This is a genomic window from Exiguobacterium sp. s146, assembly GCF_018618415.1.
Taxonomy (GTDB): Bacteria; Bacillota; Bacilli; order Exiguobacteriales; family Exiguobacteriaceae; genus Exiguobacterium.
Window position 1 is genome coordinate 1,075,282 of the sequence record NZ_JACSMA010000001.1, and the last position, 15,358, is coordinate 1,090,639.

Genomic DNA, 15,358 nt, shown 5'->3' on the forward strand with positions numbered 1-15,358 from the left:
CGAGGGGGAAACAAGAATGGACGTACTCAAAGTTTCGGCAAAATCGAATCCTAACTCCGTGGCGGGTGCACTCGCTGGCGTACTTCGTGAAAAAGGCACGTGTGAGATTCAAGCAATCGGCGCCGGGGCGCTCAATCAATCCATTAAAGCGGTCGCGATTGCGCGTGGTTTCGTCGCGCCGAGCGGGCTGGATTTGATTTGTATTCCTGCGTTCACCGATATTATGATTGACGGAGAAGAACGAACGGCAATCAAGCTCATCATCGAACCTCGATGAGCTTGCGGTCGGGACATAGGTCCTATTCTTGTAAGAGAAGCCATCGGCGCGGATGGCTTCTCTTTTTTGTGTGGAAAATCGACGTTCTATCTTCTCAGGTTCGTCATTTTATGACAAGATGAAAGAGAACGTGAAGTTCGATTAAGAGATGAAGAGGGGGACGTTTTCAATGGAACAGCTCGTGTCAACGACAGAGAAGGAAGCAACGACACCTGTGATGAAAGCGATTCAAAAACATACGTCCGGATTCGGGGCCCAATTGGTCGAAGCACCAATCCCGACACCAGGCGCTGGGGAAGTGTTAATCAAAGTGAAAGCGACATCGATTTGCGGGACCGATGTCCACATTTATGAGTGGGACGACTGGGCGAAGAGCCGGGTCAAGCCGCCGTACGTGTTCGGTCACGAGTTCGCGGGGGAAGTCGTGGCGCTCGGGGAAGGGACGAAACGCATCAAGGTCGGCCAGACCGTATCGGCCGAGACGCATATCGTCTGTCACCAGTGTAAACAGTGTTTGCGGGGGCAATATCACATCTGTAAGAACACGAAAATCATCGGCGTCGACACGCAAGGCTGTTTCGCCGAGTACGTCGTCATGCCTGAAGAGAACTTGTGGGTCAACCCGGAAACGATGCCGGCCAAGCTCGCCTCGATTCAAGAACCGCTCGGCAACGCCGTCCATACGGTGCTCGCGAGTGACGTGTCGGCCAAGTCGGTCGCCATCGTCGGTTGTGGACCGATTGGTCTAATGGCCGTCGGTGTCGCCAAGGCGGCCGGTGCGAGCCGCGTCTATGCGATTGACGTCAACCCGTACCGGTTGAAGCTCGCCGAGGACATGGGTGCGGACGTCGTCATCAATAGCCTCGAGCAAAATCCGCTCGAACTGATTATGAATCAGACGGACGGGGACGGCATCGATGTCGTCTGCGAGATGAGCGGACATCCGGTCGCCATCGACCAGGCGTTCAAGATGGTCACGGCAGGCGGGGACGTCAACGTGTTGTCACTCCCGGCCAAACCGGTCGCCATCGACTTGACGCGCGACGTCGTCTTCAAAGGGGTGCGTGTCCAAGGGATCACCGGTCGTAAGATGTATGAGACGTGGGGCCAAGTGTCGACCTTACTCGCGACGGGTCAGCTGAACGTCGAACCGATTATCACGCACGTGTTCAAGCTCGAGGAGTTCGAGCAAGGTTTCGAGCTCATGCGGGCCGGGAAATGTGGAAAGGTCGTCTTAATACCTTGAACTACCCCCACCTACGTTTTCACTTAGAAGTGGAGGATTCCTGAGTTATCCGACCTATCAGTCGGAACCTAATCAGGCTAACCCCGTCGTCCCGACGGTTGGAAGTTGAACTTGTCCGTTTCTTTAGTGCGGATGCCTACTTTGCTTGGTTTTCGCTATTTCGGTCATCCGCTAGGTGAACGTTGAAGATTTTACGTGACAGACGAACTTCCTGCCACAACCCTATATCTTCAGTTTTCAAGGAACGTGACACTTTATTTTTACCTGATTTCAGGAAGTTCACACACGATGTCGAACCATTGACGTATCGAAAGACACGCCCGGTTCGAAGGCGATTCATCGTCCACTTTCACTAGGGCTTCGCCCGTGTCGTTTAGGAGTGGGAGTATTCTCGCCTAATTTTGATAAAAGGGGAAATCAATATGGCATTTGAACATATTACAGAAGCAATCAATGAAATGAAACAAGCGGGCACGTTCCGCTCGCTCGTACCTCTCGAGTCGGCGCAAGGAAACGAGGTCACGATCGACGGTAAGTCGCTCGTCCAGCTGTCGTCAAACAACTATCTCGGTCTCGCCAACCATCCACGCCTGAAACAAGCGGCGATTGAAGCGGTCGAACAGTTCGGGGCCGGCACAGGCTCGGTCCGGACGATTGCCGGGACGTTCGAGATGCACGAGGCGTTCGAACGCGAGCTCGCCGAGTTCAAACATACGGAAGCGGCGCTCGTGTTCCAGTCAGGCTTCGCGACGAACCTCGGCGTCTTGTCGGCACTGCTCGGTCCGGAGGACGTCGTCATCAGTGACGCGCTCAACCACGCCTCGATTATCGACGGCATCCGGTTGACGAAAGCGGCCCGCCGCATCTATAAGCACACCGACCTCGCCGACTTAGAGGCAGCATTGAAAGAGACGCAGGACTACCGGACGCGTCTCGTCGTCACGGACGGCGTCTTCTCGATGGACGGCAACATCGCGCCGCTCCCAGAAATCGTCGAGCTCGCCGAGAAGTATGACGCGGCGGTCATGGTCGACGATGCGCACGCCTCGGGCGTGCTCGGCAAGAACGGTCGCGGTACGGTCAACCACTTCGGACTCGACGGCCGGGTCGCGCTCCAAGTCGGGACGCTGTCGAAAGCAATCGGTGTCCTCGGCGGCTACGTCGCCTGCTCGAACGACATCCGTGACTTCTTGATTCAAAAGGGACGTCCGTTCTTGTTCTCGACATCACATCCGCCAGCGGTCGTCGCGGCGAACCGTGAGGCGATTCGGGTCATGAAAGAAGAAGAGGAACTGTTCGACAAGCTATGGGCGAACACCGAGTTCTTCAAATCGGGACTTCGTGACCTCGGCTTCAACATCGGCCATGCGACGACACCGATCACGCCGGTCATGCTCGGCGAAGAGACGCTCGCGCACACGTTCTCGGACAAATTGAAAGACCACGGCGTGTTCGCACAGAGCATCGCCTTCCCGACGGTCGAGAAAGGCAAGGCCCGGATTCGGACGATCGTGACGGCGGAACATACCCGTGACGACCTCGAACGCGCGCTCGCCGCCTTCAAGGCGGTCGCGGAAGAACTGAACGTCACGCTTCACGCATAAGCTTGAAACTGCAGACGACTCGTCTGCAGTTTTTTCATGCAACGAAACGCGAGGCTGTCGACTCTAATGGATGACAAAGAAAAAGGGGGTCGACCGGATGGAACAACGAAGACGCCTCGTCAAACGGGCGCAAAAGGGCGATGTAGAGGCGTTCATCACCTTGATGCAACACTATGAGTCGACGCTCTATGGCGGCGCATTACGTATGTTGCGCCATGAAGCAGATGTCGCCGACGTGATGCAAGAGACGGTGCTCCTCGCCTATACGAAACTGCACACGTTGCGTGACGCCGAATTTGTGCATACGTGGTTGTACCGAATCATGTTGAATGAATGTCATCGCCTCATCCGCAAGCGAGAGCGAGAGACAAGCGTGAACGACACCATCATAGAAACGGCGGTGAATGATGCGTATCACCTTGAACTCGACGAGGCGATTCACGCTCTAGCCCCGATTTATCGCGAAGTCGTCACGTTGCGCTATGTGATGGAACTGACGACCCGTGAGATTGCAGACGTGCTCGGCACGCCGGAAGGCACAATCAAAGCAAGGTTATCGCGGGCGAGAGAACAGTTGAAGCAGACGTACTATCGACAGGAGCGTGAATCGGTATGAATGAAGAGTTCGACAAGCGATTGACACAATTACATAATGAAACCAATCTATCGAATGGGGCGCGCCAGGCGTTCGATGCCGGCTATGCCCGCATCAGAGAACAGGCGAACCGGGCGCGTCGGAGACGCCAGCGCCGTGTCGGCGGGGTGGTCATGATGGCGGCCGCGACGCTGTTCGCGTTCATGCTGGCATTTGACGGTTCAGCATTCGCCGCTATCGACCGTTTGTTTAAGTTCGGGGACCGTGGCATCGACCAAGTCGTGTTGACGAACGGAGGAGAGCGGCCGGACGCGACCGTCACAAATCAAGACGTTCACATCAAGTTAGAGCGGGTCATCGCCGACCGCCATCAACTCGCGCTCCGTTTCGTCCTGACAACAGAGGAAATACCATGGAAAGACGTCGCGGATTTGAGTCTCGACTACCGTGTTCGTAGTGCGGACGGATCGTATGTCGACGAGATGGTATCGGATACGTTGCCGTTGAAGGGAGACGGTGGAATGCGTGACCATCAAGTGAACGTGATGGTCGATGAGAGCGGGTCACTCGTATATGAAGTGTTGAGTGAGGCGGCGGACGAGGACATTCCGTCACTTGAAGGCGCGACGATTGAGATTGAGACGGTTCGGCTGTTCCGTGACGGGGAGACCGATACGATTGAGGGCGACTGGCGTTTACCGATTGAACAGGTGACGATGCAAGCCGCCATTCGTTATGAAGCTGCCGATGCCGTCTCCCCGCTTGACGTCGGGAATGTGGTTGTCGACCTAACATCGATGCGAATCGAGCTTACCGTCAACGGGGATGATTTCGATGAGAACTATTTTATCGACCATGTGAAGCTCCGCGATGCGGATGGGAACGTGTACAACATCGAATCTGGCTATAGTCGATCGGTCAGTGCCGGAAAAACAAATCTGGTGTTTCAAGTGCCGTTCACGTCACGAGATGCCGGTCCAGAACTGATGCTGATTGTAGAAGGCATTGGTCAAGTAAAGCTTCACCCCGTTAATAAGTGACTAACAGCATGCCTGACTCAGGTATGCTGTTTTAGTTTGAAATTTTTGGTAGACATTTAGGGGGAATGACTCTAGAATTTGAAAAGGTGAAGCAAATGATTAACGTTTATATTATTTCAACTACCGAATTTATTATATAAAAAGAAAGGGCGGCGCGATGAGGATGTAAGCCTCACTTTTAGTGATGGGCGTGACCCTGTCCGCAGAAACATTCTCCATCCTGACGATTTCACCGCCGTTCATCATAAACGTCATCTTCAGTGCTGTAGCTTTGGTTGTCGTGATATATTCCCGAAGCAAGAGCTGGAAAGGTCGATTGTTCAATGCTGTTATAACAATATGGTCGCTGTTCTTCATTTCGATGTACGTGTTTGCCTGGTATGTGCGAATAAAATACAATATCACGCCGGACTTTGCGGCCTCGTTTGCGCCCGGTCCATTTCCAGGATGGAAAGAATTGCTGTCACAGAGTATGGAGGAGCCAGATGTCACTGGGAATGCGATTACATATGCTGCTCTGCTGTTTCTGACGCGAAAATATAATGACTGGTACATCTGGCCGGTAAAAGTCGTCTTTATTTTCTTTGTAAGCCTCTTCTTCGTCAAATATATCCTCATTGTCTTCAACTGGCTTGTTACATAAAAAAGCAAGGCACGTAGCCTTGCTTAGAGGACGAACATGCCGCGGAATCCACGGGCCGCATAATAGGAGTCGGCTCCGTTATGATAGACGAAGATATGGTCATAGCGGCGGTCGCAGAACAAGGCGCCGCCTTTTTGGCGGATTGCTTCCGGGGTTAAAATCCAACTCGACGTCTTCAAGTCGAACGTGCCGAGCGTCTGCAGATGACGATACGTTGCTTCATCGAGTAGCTCAATGCCTATCTCTTCAGCCAACGCGACGGCGCTCCCGTCCGGCTTATTCTTCTTCCGCGCCGCGAGCGCCTGCTCGTCGTAACAAAGGCTGCGTCGTCCGCTCGGGGCTTCCGATGAGCAGTCGCAAAAAGTGAGGTCACCGTTCGGGAGTCGAATGACGTCCGGTTCGCCGCCGGTCCGTTCCATGTCAGAGAGTGTGATGAGCTTGTTCGAATCCGTCTCAAGCCTCGTCAACACGTCTGACCAGACGACATCGGGATGTCGCTCCATGTGGGTGTGAAAGCGTGATTCAACGATGGCTAATAACTTGTTTTTGTCTTCGCTTGAGAGCTCAATCATGTCTCTTCACTCCGTTTCAGCAGTTTTTATCAGTATAAGATATTTTTTGTCATCCATTCATAATTCATTGAGCGAAAGGGGAATGTACGATGAACTTTGATGAGGTGAATGTTCAGCAGCTACACGCGCAGACGTTCCAAACGATTGATTTGTTTCAACTCAAAACGGTTTGGTCTGATTGTCTGCCGCATGGTTCTTACCGCGTGACAGACTTTTCAGAGCTGCACTTCCATGTGATGAAGCCGGAATTACTTCAGATTCGATGGATCGATTTGACGTTACCGATTGGCATCTATTCGGATGAAAAGCTAGTCTTTTTGTATGACCCGTATCACCGTAAATTATATACAGAAAAAGTTGTGTCCATCGAGCTATCTAAACACGATGTTTCCTTTCTCGATTATTTATTAGCACATAGTCAGACATTTCATTATCCGGATTCGTTCTGTGCAAAAATGGGATCACTTTATGATTTTTCGTGGGACAATTTGCGGGATAGCCAATGGAGAGAGTTTTATTTACCGAAGTTGAAAGAACCTACCTCATTCATGACTTATTTATTGGTTACGCTTGGAGTCCAATCATTTCACATCGTTTCATCAAAGAATGAATTTTTATCGGATTTTGAGTCGTGGGCGAAACGGACGGGATGCGATCATTCGATGGAACGCATCGGGAAATGGAGGTGGTCGAAGACGAATAAGGTGAGCTGTGATGTCTCACAACTTTCAGAACACGCCTTGTATGAGCTTGTGTCAATAATAAACCAATCTGAAGAGTGGGAAGGCATTCGATTCCTCATCCCGACCGAGACAGAAACCGTCTCATTGTTCATCGGAGACGATTTGACGCAAGGGGATGGGTACGGTGTGTTTCAGTATAAACATTCGGGAGAGTTGGTTTCCAATGAGATTTGAAGATTTGTTCCTGTATGACGGGATGATGCACGAGTTTGGTTTTCATTATGACATCGGTTCGAAACACCTGACATTCAATTTACAGCTCTCCGACCATCCAAGGAAGCGAAATGCCGCCTTCCGTGAGCGGCTCTAGGTGAATGGGATTCATTCGCAAAGCGAGGTGGTGAACGTGAAGCTCTGCTTTGAAGACATCATTTACATGGAAGTCATCGATGAATCGTATGCCGATGGGGTGGTGATTACGCCCCACGACCAATCTGAAGGAAATCAAATCGTTCGTTACACGAGATCCGGCTATCTCGAGCAGCTCCAAGAAACACGTTTTCGATTGTGGGAAGACATCAAACCGGACGTTGTTACATTTTGCCACTATCGGATTTACGGTTTGGATACGGTCCTCGAGATCATCACAATGTCGGATCCGACGGTCGAGGCGGCGATCGGGTTAAAATGCATTCGTCGCGGGAGCCCGAGTTACTATTTTGGAGGCAAGTATTTCTACGAGCAATCGTAAGAAGTACGTACAACAGCAAACAGGCGCCCTCTCTGACCGAGAAGGCGCCTTCTTATTGTGCAGATTGTACCACATCGTCCGTCAAATCGATGTGTCGACCGAGCCAGACGAGCGGAACGGTCAAACCTGCGCCGATCAGATAGACGATCGCAATCGGCAATCCGTCCGCAAGCAAGCCGAACGTCAGGCTGCCGATGCTGAAGGCGAGGGTATAGGCCGTCTGTTGAACGCTATACACGTACGGAAGTTGCGAGGCCGGTGTCGTTTCTTGGAGCACCGTGTTCGTCTGGATGATGCGGAGCTGGGTGGCGTAGCCTTGAACCGCGAGCGCGATGAGCGCGAACGCGATGTGAGATGTCACCCCGAATAACAAGGCCGCCCCGACAGACAAGATGGAGCTGACGGCAAGTGAGCTGTTGCGCTTTGCGCGGTACAGATACGCGCTGGCCAGAATCATGCTGACCAAGAAGCTCGCGTTCATCGTGCCCCACCAGCCGGTATCGATGTGGAGGTGGCGTTCCAGATAGACGAGCAAGAGCGCCGAAATCCAGAGCGTGCTGACGAACGACTCGAACGTGACGAACACCGTGATCAATCTGGCGAAAGGAGCCGTGCGCACGAAGGCGAGGCTGTCTTTAAGTGATATGTCTGATTCGCCATCCTCTACTGTCACGTCGCGGTCGAGCGAACGAACGAAATGAAACGTGACGAGCGTCGAAAGTATGAACAACATCAACGCAATCGTCAGAGCGAGTGCGCTCGAGAAAGAAGCGACGACCATCGTGCCGAGCGGCCACATCGCCAGCTGGATGAACTGGTTCGACCCTTGGACGAGACTGTTCGCTTGTTGGCGATTCGTCGTCAACCGTGGGATGAACGACGCCTGGACCGGTCGGGCGAACCCGTCCAAGAAGGCGATGAGCACGACGAGTCCGAGGACGAGCATCGACTCCGACCAAATGACGACCCCGAGCAAGACCGTCTTCAATAGTTGCGTGACGAGCAACGTCTGACCGAGGGTGAATCGGGACAAGACACGGGCAAAGAACAGACCGCTCCCGGTCATGCCGATCGTGACGGCAATTGGGAAACCGGCGGCGGCTAGGGCGGAACCGGTCTGTTGATACAATAACGCGATCAAGGCGACGATATAGAGCACGTCACCGATATTGGCCAGCCATTGACTGACCAGTAGCAGGTAAAACGACTTCATCATGACTCTCCTCCAGAACTATTCAATTTTGGGTGGATGACATGATGGCGAATTACATACTTTCACCGCTTTCAAATTATTTACAAATAGTTTACGATAAAATCATCAAGAGTACAATAATTGGAAAGTAAACGGGGAAACGACATGTTACGCTTTGACATCAACGACCAGCTTCAATTACGAATGTTCACCATCGATGACGCGGAGGCGTTGTTCCAATTGACGATGGCATCGAAGCCATACCTTCGCGAGTGGCTCGGCTGGCTCGATTACACCGAGACGGTCGACGATTCGCGACAAAATATCGAAGGACGGATCAAAGGGTTGATAGAGACGGGTGGGTATCCGAAGTCGTTCGCGATTATGTATCAGGGCGAGCTCGCCGGGACGATCGGCTTCAATGACATCGACCGGGGTATCAAGTGCGGGACGGTCGGCTATTGGCTCGGCCAAGAGTTTCAAGGCAAGGGCATCATGAGTCAAGCGCTCGAGACGGTCATCGATTATGGATTCCGTGACTTGAAACTCGATAAAATCGAGATTCGGGTCGCAACCGGGAATGTGAAGAGCCGGGCCTTGCCGGAACGGTTCGGTTTCCTCGAAGAAGGGGTGCTTCGCAACGCGGAGTGGCTATATGACCGCTACGTCGACCACGTCGTATACGGCTTGTTGCGAAATGAGTGGGCCCACTGACTACAGCGTTTTGAAATGATGGCCAAGCAGTTGGTCGACCGCATAGAAAATGAAGGCGCTCGACACGCCAAGTAACGATGCGAGGTTGAATATACCTGTCTCGAAGATGGATGGATCGAATAACAGTCCATATGGGACCACGAACAACCAGCCAGCAATCAGATGGAACACGAAAGACGTCATCCGTTTCGAACGGAATGGCGTCTTTTGGCTTATATACTCGGACAGTAGAGAAGTGAACGTCCCGTAGATGAACACGATGGGGATCGCATAGAGCAAATAGACAGCCACGCTCGGTCCATATGACAAATCGAGCGCGTCGGGAAAGAAGAGCGGCAACACGAAAGGAATAATGAATAGACTGATGAGAGCAGATTGGATTTTTTGAAAGAACACGGGACGCCCACCTTTCGGATCATCAAGTAAAAAAAGCCGTCACCTGCAAAGATGACGACGGGTTACGGGGTGACGCCCCCTGATTCATAGAGCGTTGCGCCGAACTCCGCATACGCCTGCTCATAGCGCCGGAGCGATGACTCTTTATGCATACACGTCACGTTCATGCGTTCGAGGGATGTCATGTCGGTCGCGTACGTCTTCAAGACGTGGGCGTTCCGGAGCATCGACGGCGTGACCGAGCGGGTAAGGCCGCTGCGTTCATTCAACTGGCGCATCATCTTCGTGATCATGACGATCGTCAGCTGTTTCGGCTGGTTCTTCGCATATACCCAGCGGAACGTCATCCGCGAGAAGTCGAACGAGACGAAGACGGGATCGTCCGAGTACCAACGCGGACGGACCGGCGTCGGGATGTCGGCCAAATAGTTCATGAGAAGTGTCTGATCCTCTTGACTGAGTTTCAACGTGTACCGGTTGCCGAGCCGGTCATAGACGTCGAACTCGTGGCTCGCGAGATGCAGGTCGTTCATCCGGAGACGGATGATATGATGGACGCGGAGTCCATATTTATAGAACAGCGTGACGATCAGCTCGTTCCGATTGACGAGATACGGATGCGCCTGAAGCTGGTTCTCACTCAGCCCGCTTGTCGAACGGATCGTCCGAACGAGCTTGCTGAACTCGGCCGGCAAGGCAATCTGGTCGACCGTGAGCGTATGGGCCGGTTGGGCGTAGGCGAGCATCTTTTTCCGGAGCGGATTCAAGAAGACGGTCAGGCTATTGATGACGGTGACGATTCGGGCGACCGTCGCCTGTTGATATTGCTTCTCCTCGATGAGGAAGTCGTTGACGAACGTCTTCCACGATTCGAGCGGGACGGCGAGCCAGGCCTCCGGGGCATCGAGCTCGACGTTATGGTCATGAAAGTATTTATGCACATCGATTAAATCGTACCGATAGCGTTTCAGCGTCGACGGTTGACGGCCGCTCGCCCCGAGATGGAACAAGTACGCCTCGATATATTCAGGCAATGGATACTCTTTTCTACGTTTCGTCATGGACGTTCCTCCTTCTCCTCATATCGTACCACAAACGGACGTTCTCCATTCGTCGTTTCGTGGTAAGATGGAGGATGAGACTTATAGGAATGAGGGATTTTTATGCAACGAGAGAAAGTCATTATCGTCGGATGTCAATTACCGACCGTCGACGATTGGACATATGAACAATCGATGGGGGAACTCGTCGAATTGGTCGATACGGCACGAGGAGAGGTCGTCGCCCGTCTTGACCAGAAACGGCAACAAGTCGACCGCCGCACGTTCATCGGAAAAGGGAAGGTCGAGGAGCTCGCGGTGCTCATCGAGCAGTTTGAGCCGGACATCGTCATCTTCAACGCCGAGCTGTCGCCGGCCCAATCGAAGAACATTCGCATCTCGCTGAACGACCCGGACGAGATGAAACTGATTGACCGGACGCAATTGATTCTAGATATCTTTGCCGGACGGGCCCAATCGAAAGAAGGGAAGCTCCAAGTCGAGCTCGCCCAGATGAACTACCTGCTCCCGCGTTTAATCGGACAAGGCACGCAGCTGTCACGTCTCGGAGGCGGAATCGGGACACGGGGACCGGGTGAGACGAAACTCGAGTCGGACCGCCGACACATCAAACGCCGCATCGATGAGATTAAGAAACAACTCGAAGGCACCGTCGCGCACCGTGACCGTTACCGCGAACGTCGGAAAGAGAACCGTGTGTTCCAAATCGCGCTCGTCGGCTACACGAACGCCGGCAAATCGACGATTTTCAACCGCTTGACGGACGCCGACACGTACGAACAGGACGAGCTGTTCGCGACGCTCGACCCGCTCACGCGTGAACTTGAACTCCCGCGCGGTGGGAAAGTGCTCATCACGGATACGGTCGGATTTATTCGCGACTTGCCGACGAAACTCGTCGCCGCATTCCGTTCGACGTTAGAGGAAGTGCTCGGGGCCGATCTCGTCCTGCACGTCATCGACGCGTCTAACCCGCACTACATGAACCAAATCGACACGACGAACTCGGTCTTGTCGGAACTCGGCGCGAGTGAGGTGCCGCAGCTCGAGGTATACAATAAGAAAGACCGGTTGACCGAAGACTTCGTCGGCGGACCGCTCGTCATCTCGGCACTCGACTCGGCCGATATCGAGACGCTCATCGGCGCGATTGAAGATAAGATTGCCGACGTGTTGACGAAAGTACACGTCATCTTGCCGGTCCGCTCGTTCGAGCATTACCATCCGGCCAAAGACTCGATGTATCGGCTCGAGGAGAAGTTCCTCGATGACGGTTCGGTCGAACTGGTCGGTTATATGAGAGAAGACACGCGTCTTTATGCGACGCTGAAACAATTTGAGGTGTGAAACAATGATGTGGCAAGAAAAGATTGCGTACTATGATGAATTGGCCCCGTTCGTGACCGAGGCGGAAGCGCGGGTAAAACCATATTTTGAAACGATTGAGGCGACGGCAGAATTTAACCAATACCGCGTCCTCGAGTCGTTCAAGAAGCATAAAGTGTCGGATTTCCATTTCAATCCGACGACCGGGTACGGCTACGACGATATCGGGCGCGACACGCTCGAATCGATTTATGCCGACGTGTTCGGGGCGGATCTCGCCCTGTGCCGCCCGCAAATCATTTCGGGGACGCACGCCATCGGGATCGCCTTGTTCGGTGTGTTGTTGCCGGGGGATGAACTGCTCTATATCACCGGCAAGCCGTACGATACGCTCGAAGAGATCGTCGGGATTCGGGGAGACGGCCGTGGCTCGCTCAAAGAGCTCGGTGTCGGCTACGACACGGTCGAGTTGAAAGACGACAAAATCGACGTCGAGACCGTCATCGCACGGATTCGCCCTGAGACGAAGCTCGTCGGCATCCAACGCTCGAAAGGATATGCCAATCGCCGCAGCATCCCGGTCCAAGAGATCGGGGAGGCCATCGCGACAATCAAAGCGGCGCATCCGCACGTCTTCGTCTTCGTCGACAACTGCTACGGTGAGTTTGTCGAGACGATTGAACCGACCCATGTCGGGGCCGACCTCATGGCCGGCTCGCTCATCAAGAACCCGGGCGGCGGCTTGGCGAAGACGGGTGGCTATATCGCCGGGACGAAAGAGCTCGTCGAACGTTGCTCGTTCCGCATGACGACGCCAGGCATCGGCAGCGAGGCCGGTCCGTCGCTCTATTCGCTCCAAGAGATGTATCAAGGCTTTTATATGGCGCCGCACACGGTCGCCCAAGCGTTGAAAGGGGCGCACTTGACGGCGAGCCTGCTCGGATTGCTCGGGTTCGAGACCGACCCGCACTATACGACGCCCCGGACCGATCTGATTCAATCGGTGACGTTCCGCGATCGCGACAAGATGATCGCCTTCTGCCAGAGCATCCAGATGGCGTCGCCGGTCAATGCCCACGCGTTGCCGGTACCGGCCTATATGCCGGGTTATGAAGATGATGTCATCATGGCGGCCGGGACGTTCATTCAAGGCTCATCGATTGAACTGTCGGCCGACGGGCCGCTCCGTGCCCCTTACACGGCCTACGTGCAGGGCGGCTTGACATACGCCCACGTCAAGGTCGCGCTCATGCTCGCCTTGAGCCAATTGCGGACGAAAGAGCTCGTCACATTTGACCGTGATAAAATCTCACAAAAGTTGTAACCGAAATGTCATGTTAACTTTCTTAACATCTATTGACAGGTTAGTTGTCATGTATTATTCTCACAGTGTGAGACAGAAAAGGAGGGGTAAGAGATGGCCGATCAATTTCGTCGCTCCAACCCGTTGTTTCCGATTGGAATCGTTCAAGATTTGACGCAACTGACAGGTAGGCAGATTCGGTACTATGAAGAACAGGGTCTGATTTCGCCTAGTCGGACGGAATCGAAACGACGGCTCTATTCCTTTAATGATGTCGAACGTCTACTCGCGATCAAGGATTTCATCGATCAAGGTTTCAACTTGGCGGCGATTCGCCATATGCTCGACAATGCGGACGCCAAAGAAGTGGAATCACCAAAAGCACCGGTCGAGGAACCACCGAAGATCTCTGAACAAGAGTTACACAAACTATTGAAAACACAGCTTCAAGAAGCTGGCCGTTTCAATAAGACGTCGCTCATTCAAGGTGAGCTGTCACGTTTTTATCGATGACGCCAGTACATTAACCATTACACAATGTGAGAGGGGACATTTTACCATGGCTAGAAAAACGTTCACGAAAGAAGACATCAAACGGATCGCACAAGAAGAGGACGTACGCTTTATTCGTCTTCAATTCACGGATATCCTCGGTACGATTAAAAACGTCGAGGTGCCAATCAGCCAATTGGACAAAGCACTTGATAACAAGATGATGTTCGACGGCTCTTCAATCGAAGGTTTCGTACGCATCGAGGAATCAGACATGTACCTCTATCCAGACCTCGACACGTGGGTTGTCTTCCCGTGGACGGACGGCAGCGGTAAAGTCGCTCGCTTGATTTGTGATATTTATAACCCAGACGGCACACCGTTCAGCGGTGACCCGCGCGGTAGCTTGAAGCGTAACCTCGAGCGTATGCAAAAGCTCGGCTTCACAGCGTTCAACGTCGGACCAGAGCCTGAGTTCTTCCTCTTCAAGAAAGACTTGAACGGCAAACCGACACTCGAACTCAACGACCAAGGCGGTTACTTCGACTTGGCACCGGTCGACCTCGGTGAGAACTGCCGTAAAGAGATCGTCATCGAACTCGAAAACATGGGCTTCGAAATCGAAGCGTCACACCACGAAGTCGCTCCTGGACAACACGAAATCGACTTCAAATACGCGGATGCAGTCACTACGGCTGACAACATCCAAACGTTCAAACTCGTCGTCAAGACGATCGCAGCGAAATACGGCCTCCACGCGACGTTCATGCCGAAGCCACTCTTCGGTGTCAATGGTTCTGGGATGCACGCCAACATGTCGCTCTTCAAAGGCGACACGAACGTCTTCTACGACCCGAACGGCGAAATGGAATTGTCAGATACAGCCCGTGCCTTCACGGCAGGGATTCTCGAGCATGCTCGTGCGTTCACGGCCGTCTGTAACCCGACTGTCAACTCGTACAAGCGCCTCGTACCTGGTTACGAAGCACCTTGCTATGTAGCATGGAGCGCGCGCAACCGTTCACCACTCGTTCGTGTACCTGCGGCCCGTGGCCTCTCGACGCGTATCGAAGTACGTTCGGTTGACCCAGCGGCGAACCCATACCTCGCCTTGTCGACTCTCTTGGCTTCTGGCCTTGACGGAATCGAGAAGGACATGGCGGCTCCGAAGCCAATCGACAGCAACATCTACGTGATGGACAAGCCAGAGCGTGTTGCGAACGGCATCGACGACCTTCCGGCTACACTCTTCGACGCACTCGAAGTCCTTCGTGCCGACAAAGTCGTGATGGATGCTCTCGGTGACCACATCGGTGAACACTTCCTCGAGTTAAAAGAAATCGAGTGGGATATGTTCCGCACACAAGTGACAGAGTGGGAACGCGATCAGTACATGACGCTCTACTAAGTCGATGAACTGGGGACGTTAACCCTACCAATCAGAGTCCTGAACGAGTCTTCGC

18 protein-coding genes are annotated in these 15,358 nt (G+C 53.2%); 13 read left to right on the forward strand and 5 right to left on the reverse strand.

Annotation, left to right across the window (positions count from 1 at the left end):
• Positions 1-16: 16 nt before the first annotated feature.
• From KNP83_RS05565 to KNP83_RS05585, 5 genes are all read left to right on the forward strand, one after another.
• Positions 17-277 carry a stage V sporulation protein S gene (locus KNP83_RS05565; RefSeq protein ID WP_012726477.1) on the forward strand — a complete coding sequence of 87 codons (261 nt, stop codon included), beginning with the start codon at positions 17-19 and terminating at the stop codon, positions 275-277.
• A gap of 169 nt (positions 278-446) precedes the next feature.
• Positions 447-1,523 carry an L-threonine 3-dehydrogenase gene (tdh, locus tag KNP83_RS05570; RefSeq protein ID WP_214761258.1) on the forward strand — a complete coding sequence of 359 codons (1,077 nt, stop codon included), beginning with the start codon at positions 447-449 and terminating at the stop codon, positions 1,521-1,523.
• 422 nt (positions 1,524-1,945) lie between these two features.
• On the forward strand, positions 1,946-3,127 hold the full coding sequence (locus KNP83_RS05575; protein ID WP_214761260.1) for a glycine C-acetyltransferase: 1,182 nt from the start codon (positions 1,946-1,948) through the stop codon (positions 3,125-3,127).
• Positions 3,128-3,224: 97 nt separating this feature from the next.
• On the forward strand, positions 3,225-3,743 hold the full coding sequence (locus KNP83_RS05580; protein ID WP_214761262.1) for an RNA polymerase sigma factor: 519 nt from the start codon (positions 3,225-3,227) through the stop codon (positions 3,741-3,743).
• On the forward strand, positions 3,740-4,762 hold the full coding sequence (locus KNP83_RS05585; RefSeq protein ID WP_214761265.1) for a hypothetical protein: 1,023 nt from the start codon (positions 3,740-3,742) through the stop codon (positions 4,760-4,762). Before KNP83_RS05580 ends, KNP83_RS05585 begins: the two co-directional genes overlap by 4 nt.
• A 132-nt stretch (positions 4,763-4,894) precedes the next feature.
• Here the strand turns inward: KNP83_RS05585 and KNP83_RS05590 are convergent, their stop codons facing one another.
• Both KNP83_RS05590 and KNP83_RS05595 read right to left on the reverse strand, forming a co-directional pair.
• On the reverse strand, positions 4,895-5,368 hold the full coding sequence (locus tag KNP83_RS05590) for a hypothetical protein (RefSeq protein WP_214761267.1): 474 nt from the start codon (positions 5,366-5,368) through the stop codon (positions 4,895-4,897).
• Between the two features lie 60 nt (positions 5,369-5,428).
• Positions 5,429-5,977, reverse strand: coding sequence for a DUF4256 domain-containing protein (locus tag KNP83_RS05595; protein WP_214761269.1), 549 nt, complete (start codon positions 5,975-5,977; stop codon positions 5,429-5,431).
• Positions 5,978-6,066: 89 nt separating this feature from the next.
• Here KNP83_RS05595 and KNP83_RS05600 point away from each other — a divergent pair, with 89 nt between their 5' ends.
• From KNP83_RS05600 to KNP83_RS05605, 3 genes are read left to right on the forward strand one after another with little or no spacing between them, the layout of a single operon-like run.
• Entirely contained in the window at positions 6,067-6,894 is an 828-nt protein-coding gene (locus KNP83_RS05600; RefSeq protein WP_214761271.1) for a hypothetical protein, read from the forward strand.
• A complete protein-coding gene (locus KNP83_RS15045; protein ID WP_251139191.1) occupies positions 6,884-7,030 on the forward strand; it encodes a hypothetical protein in 147 nt (48 codons plus the stop codon). The genes KNP83_RS05600 and KNP83_RS15045 overlap by 11 nt, the downstream gene beginning before the upstream one ends.
• 36 nt (positions 7,031-7,066) lie before the next feature.
• Positions 7,067-7,411, forward strand: a complete 345-nt coding sequence (locus tag KNP83_RS05605; protein WP_251139192.1) for a hypothetical protein — start codon at positions 7,067-7,069, stop codon at positions 7,409-7,411.
• A 52-nt stretch (positions 7,412-7,463) separates the two neighbouring features.
• On the opposite strand, the gene KNP83_RS05610 is transcribed toward KNP83_RS05605, so the two are convergent.
• Positions 7,464-8,624, reverse strand: coding sequence for an MFS transporter (locus KNP83_RS05610; RefSeq protein WP_214761272.1), 1,161 nt, complete (start codon positions 8,622-8,624; stop codon positions 7,464-7,466).
• Between the two features lie 144 nt (positions 8,625-8,768).
• Between KNP83_RS05610 and KNP83_RS05615 the strand changes: the two genes are divergently transcribed.
• On the forward strand, positions 8,769-9,317 hold the full coding sequence (locus KNP83_RS05615) for a GNAT family N-acetyltransferase (RefSeq protein WP_214761274.1): 549 nt from the start codon (positions 8,769-8,771) through the stop codon (positions 9,315-9,317).
• Here the strand turns inward: KNP83_RS05615 and KNP83_RS05620 are convergent, their stop codons facing one another.
• Both KNP83_RS05620 and KNP83_RS05625 read right to left on the reverse strand, forming a co-directional pair.
• Positions 9,318-9,713 carry a hypothetical protein gene (locus tag KNP83_RS05620; RefSeq protein WP_214761276.1) on the reverse strand — a complete coding sequence of 132 codons (396 nt, stop codon included), beginning with the start codon at positions 9,711-9,713 and terminating at the stop codon, positions 9,318-9,320.
• A gap of 62 nt (positions 9,714-9,775) precedes the next feature.
• Positions 9,776-10,774: a tyrosine-type recombinase/integrase gene (locus KNP83_RS05625; protein WP_214761279.1), complete on the reverse strand. Its 999-nt coding sequence runs from the start codon at positions 10,772-10,774 to the stop codon at positions 9,776-9,778.
• A 102-nt stretch (positions 10,775-10,876) separates the two neighbouring features.
• On the opposite strand from KNP83_RS05625, the gene hflX reads away from it, so the two are divergent.
• The 4 genes from hflX to glnA all read left to right on the forward strand — a co-directional run bounded on the left by hflX (position 10,877) and on the right by glnA (position 15,303).
• A complete protein-coding gene (hflX, locus tag KNP83_RS05630) occupies positions 10,877-12,121 on the forward strand; it encodes a GTPase HflX (RefSeq protein ID WP_214761282.1) in 1,245 nt (414 codons plus the stop codon).
• A gap of 7 nt (positions 12,122-12,128) precedes the next feature.
• Positions 12,129-13,424 carry a methionine gamma-lyase family protein gene (locus KNP83_RS05635; protein ID WP_214761679.1) on the forward strand — a complete coding sequence of 432 codons (1,296 nt, stop codon included), beginning with the start codon at positions 12,129-12,131 and terminating at the stop codon, positions 13,422-13,424.
• A 93-nt stretch (positions 13,425-13,517) separates the two neighbouring features.
• Positions 13,518-13,916, forward strand: coding sequence for a MerR family transcriptional regulator (locus KNP83_RS05640; RefSeq protein WP_214761285.1), 399 nt, complete (start codon positions 13,518-13,520; stop codon positions 13,914-13,916).
• A 46-nt stretch (positions 13,917-13,962) separates the two neighbouring features.
• A complete protein-coding gene (gene glnA / locus KNP83_RS05645) occupies positions 13,963-15,303 on the forward strand; it encodes a type I glutamate--ammonia ligase (RefSeq protein ID WP_214761287.1) in 1,341 nt (446 codons plus the stop codon).
• Positions 15,304-15,358 lie beyond the last annotated feature (55 nt).